The organism is Galactobacter valiniphilus (assembly GCF_003575975.1).
Taxonomy (GTDB): Bacteria; Actinomycetota; Actinomycetes; order Actinomycetales; family Micrococcaceae; genus Galactobacter; species Galactobacter valiniphilus.
Window position 1 is genome coordinate 1 of record NZ_QQXK01000051.1, and the last position, 4,596, is coordinate 4,596.

Genomic DNA, 4,596 nt, shown 5'->3' on the forward strand with positions numbered 1-4,596 from the left:
CAATCATCACCGACCCCACACCGGCATCGGAGGCCTCTCACCCATCGATCGCGTCCACAACGTCAGTGGGAAGAACACCTAGGCCACCTCTGCCAGCCGCTCCAGCCACTTCACCAGGTCACCGGACACGAGGGAGTCGTGCACGCTGTCCGGGTCGAGCTGCTCAGCGGCGGAGCGGCGGGCGGCGACGAGGGCAAACACTTGCTCGGCCGTCATAGTCCGGACACGCTCCGGGTCTTTCACGAAGGCCGCCGGCAGCATGCCCAGGACGGCCTTCGGATCCGCAGGTTCGTAGCCACGGGTCGCGACGAGAAGATCCCGCAAGACCGACTCAGTGTCGTCCGGCTCGGCTTGTCCGCCCACGAATTCCTGAAGCTGCTCCACCAGCGCCAGCACCTCGCCGAATCGACGAGGTTCGGTTGCTTCCACGGCCTCTTCGGAAGCTTCCTCGCGCCTGAAGGTCATGACAAGTTCCTCAGTGTCGACCGACAGCGCGGCAAACATTCGGCGCAGCAAACTCACCTTCGCGGAGGTGCTGGACGACGTCCCGAGCACCAGACCGGGCACAATCTCCTTCTTCCCCTTGCCGTTGTTGTGCGTTTCACCGACCACGGTGAACCAATCGCTCGTCCGAGCGAAGGTGAAGACACCCTCTCGATCACGCGCCGTGAGTTCCTGCACCACACTGACCAGCAGCTCGCGCCAGTTTCGAACAGACGTCTTGGCGTCGCCGAATTCGAAGGCAACCACGGCACGGTTGGTGAAGTCAGTGTCGTCACCCAGCACCTCGACGGGTAGCTGAGGCTGCGGCGGCGCGAACGCCGTAGTCGGCTTGATCCAATAAGCGAGTGCCTGATCGGCCAGTTGCTCGGAACGTGCCTGCATCTTCTCGCGAGTCCATCGCGAGGCTTTCTTGATTCGCTCATTCAAGCGATAGGGCGAGGCATCGAAGCCGCCTTCGACCGTCTTCTTCGCGGTGAAGTCCGAGTTGGAGTACCGAGAGTTGTATCCCGTGACCGTCAGGTTGCCGAGACGGTGCAACCACTCGTGGTGGATCTCCTCAGCACCTTCGCCAAGCTCCTCCCGCCAGGCCGCGGTCAGCGTCTGGGGCATGATGTGCTCAACGCTGAGCCCCCCGCTCTCCAGCCCAGCGGCCACGTCGCGCACGTCATTCGATTCCAGGTTTTCCAATGAGTCGAACAGGTACCTCCGGCGATCCGGATAGTACTTGTAGACCTCGCCGGTCATGAGGTCGCTGCGGAATTCCGCGTCATCTGGGAAACGGCCGCTGCCGGACTTGCGCGACAAGGAATACGTCAGCACATCCGAGAATGATTCCTCGGCTGGCCGAAGGCGCCGCACCTCCTTGTACAGGGTCGCGAAAACCTTGTTAAGGCCGCTCGTGGGTATGGAACAAGCGATGCGCCGGAACAGATAAGACTCGAGGATCCTCAGCGTTTGAACGAAGTCGGACTCGGAGATCCGCCCCGCGTCCACGTCCAACAGCACCGGCATCAGGAACGGCAGCTGCACTTCCAGACCCATCAGATTCAGGCTCCGCAGGTGGCGATCGGCTGCAGGCAGACCCGTCTTCGCCTGAGCGAGGCGTCGATGCGCATCTGAGTACGAGCGGACCTCACCCAGCAGCTCGGCTCCATTGGTGCCCTCGTGCGCGGAAAACGCTTTGAAGGAATCGAAGACCTGGTCGATACGCGGCGTCTTCGCCGACTTCGTGATGAGGTAGGAACGCAGGAAGGCGGTCGTCTTGAAGTCGACGTTCTTCTCGATGCGGTTCCAGTAGTCCTCATACACCCGTTCCTGCTCGGCGGCCTTGAGGCCCATCAGCACGAGGTTGCGAACCTTGTCTGCTTCGGAAAGCGCGAGCCCAGTCGAGTTGAGGCTCTCGAAAATGCGCTGCGGGTCATCGTGCGGCTCGAGGTCCAGGTGCATGACCTCGAGCTTGCAGATGGCATCCCACAGATCGTCGGCCGTAACCCCGGTGTTCCTCAGGTGCTCGCGGAAGAAGTCGTAGTTGGAGGTCACGTTCGAAGCTTGGATTCGCTCCGATTCCGGGCCGAAAAGGCGCTTGTAGGCCTCGGCATCATCCTTGACCGGCTTCAGGCGGAACCGGGGTGTGTTCTCGTCCTCGGTCACGAGATAGCTACTGCGAATCCGGTCCGCCAGGCGCGGATCCTTGACCGCAATCTGTTCGGCCGCGATGGCATCGGTCAGCGCGAGCATCAACAGGCTCACCGTCGTCAGTCGTTGCTGCCCGTCGATCACCACCCAGCTCCATGCGGTCTCCGGCTTGCCGACAACGGCACCAAAGAAGTGCTTTGGGCGATCCGACGCAACCAGGTCTTCGAGGTCAACCATCAACTGGAGACACTGCTTGTGCTTCCAGTCGTAATTACGTTGGTACACCGGCACCCGCAGCTGGTTGCTGGAGCCGTCGTAAATCTTGTAGACCTCAGTGACTTGACCGCGCATGTCTGCACAGTACTTCGACCGTGGGACAGCTTTGGAGTCGACTGGCCCAGGTTTCGCTTGCCTGTCCGCACACGCCAGATGCCCGACGACGCGACTCAAGTCCGCGCCGTCGGGCATCTTTTCTTGGGGGAAACCCGGGCCGCCGCCCTTTGTGGCGGTCCGGGGCTTGGGTGGGTTACGGGATCTTCACGGCCTTGATGGCGTTGGCGACCTGCGTGCAGTCGGCCGTGGTGATGCCCTTGACGCCGGAGGCGGCGTTGGTGGTGCAGGACTGCTTCAGGGCCGTGGCCAGCGTGGAGTACGTGGCGTTGGAGGTCAGCAGCGTCTGCGCGGTCCAGTGGATCTGGGCCGTCTTGGCGGCGCCAATCCCGGTCACGACCACGGAGTTGTGCGTGCCTCCGTCAGTCAGAAGCTGGGCGAGCTTGTTGCCCACGCCCGAGTTGGTGTGCACTCCCCCGTAGTCATTCGCCTGCGTCGGGTTGTTCGTGGTGGCCTTCCAGTACGTGCCCTTGTAGGTGTCTGGCTGGCTGTGGCTCGTGGGCGTCTTCATGTCGCGAATGGCGCCGAGGGAGCTGCCCTCGCCCATCTTCCACTTGTTCGCCGCGGTGTCGTCCGCCGAGCCGTTGCCCTGATCCATGAGCTCGCCGAAGATGTCCGACATCGACTCGTTGATGGCGCCGGCCTCGTTCTGGTACACGAGCCCGTTGGTCTTGGAGGTCACGCCGTGCGTGAGCTCGTGGCCCGTGATGTCGTCAGTCGTGACACCCTCGCCGTAGACCATGGCACCGATGTCGTCGCTCCAGAAGGCGTTCAGGAACGGGCAGGCCTCGCCGGAGATGCACTGGCGCACCGAGCCGCGGATGGCCTTGCCGAGGCCGTCGTTGTAGTTCGTGCCGACGAGGTTGGTCAGGTCCGAGGCCGTGGTCTTGGACGCGTAGAAGCTGCTCGTGTCGCCAAAGAAGGTGTAGACGCTGTTGACGTCCGCGACCGAGCTGGCCGCCCCGCCCTCCACACGGCTGGGCTTGTTCTTCAGGCCCGTGCCGCACTGCAGGTCCGAGGTGTAGACGGCCTTGTAGCGGTTCGCGTCGCAGACCACGCGGTTGATCTCGTACTGCGTGGGCGTGCTCGCCAGGACCTTGGTGGGCTGGTTCGCGTCCACCGTGACCAGCCAGCCGCCCTGCGGCGAGCTCACGCTGACCTGGTAGGCGGGAACGGCCACCGTGGCCTCAGCGCCGCTGGTCGCCGTTCCGGAGACGGCCGGAGCGAACCACACCTCACGCTTGAGGGAGACGTTGGCCTGGCGATTGCCCTTGGCCACGGCGCCCAATGCAGTGGCTTGTGCCTGGGCCTGGTTAGCGCTGACTGCGGCACGGGCGACCGGGAAGGCACCCTTCGTAGAGGTCGCCACGTTGCCGAGAGCCTGGGTCTTGCCCGAGGCATCCGTGGTGGTGGTGATCGAGGAGCCGGCGACCAGGCGGCCAGCAATCTGCTGCTGGTAGCGCTGCAGCTGCCCCTTGCCCAGCTGCTCGGTGCGCACGTTCGAGAACGTCGAGGCCCCGTCCGCCTTGAAGGCGCTGGACACGTCGTTGCTCAGGGCGCTCGCGGCGGTGGTGCTCGCCTGGGCCGGAAGGCTCACGCTCTCCACGGCGCCCGACGCCGCGTGGCTCAGATGGGTGGGCCCGTTGCCCTGGGGGGCTGCCGGGGTGGCGACGGCGGGGGTGACCGCGCCCATGAGGGCGAGCGCGCCGGCAGCCAAGGTGGCGGCGGCGAGACGTGAGGCCCGCTTGTTCTGGTTCTGCATGCCGATCTCCTTCGACCAGGGAGTGCTAACGAGCGGTAACTTTGCCCTGTTTCACAAATACGGTCAAGAGATTCGATGCACGTTGTTGCAAGATCATCGTGGGATGTCAATATATCTCCCGGGGGAGAATCACCGGCAGAGACCCCGAGCACAGCTTGGACCTCCACCCCCAGGCGCAAACCGGCTCTTCGGACATCCGGTGGGGGTAGGGCGCGCCGGGTGAGGTTCGGCGGGTAGGGGTCGAGGTCCCCGAGGATCAGAAGCGCTAACTCCCTGATCTATCACGAGGACCTCGACGTGCTTCA

At 63.8% G+C, this 4,596-nt stretch carries 2 protein-coding genes; both read right to left on the reverse strand.

The window, feature by feature from the left end:
* Nucleotides 1–78: 78 nt before the first annotated feature.
* Entirely contained in the window at nucleotides 79–2,490 is a 2,412-nt protein-coding gene (locus DWB68_RS15495) for a DUF262 domain-containing protein (protein ID WP_119426019.1), read from the reverse strand.
* A gap of 175 nt (nucleotides 2,491–2,665) precedes the next feature.
* A complete protein-coding gene (locus DWB68_RS15500; protein WP_119426020.1) occupies nucleotides 2,666–4,291 on the reverse strand; it encodes a M4 family metallopeptidase in 1,626 nt (541 codons plus the stop codon).
* Nucleotides 4,292–4,596 lie beyond the last annotated feature (305 nt).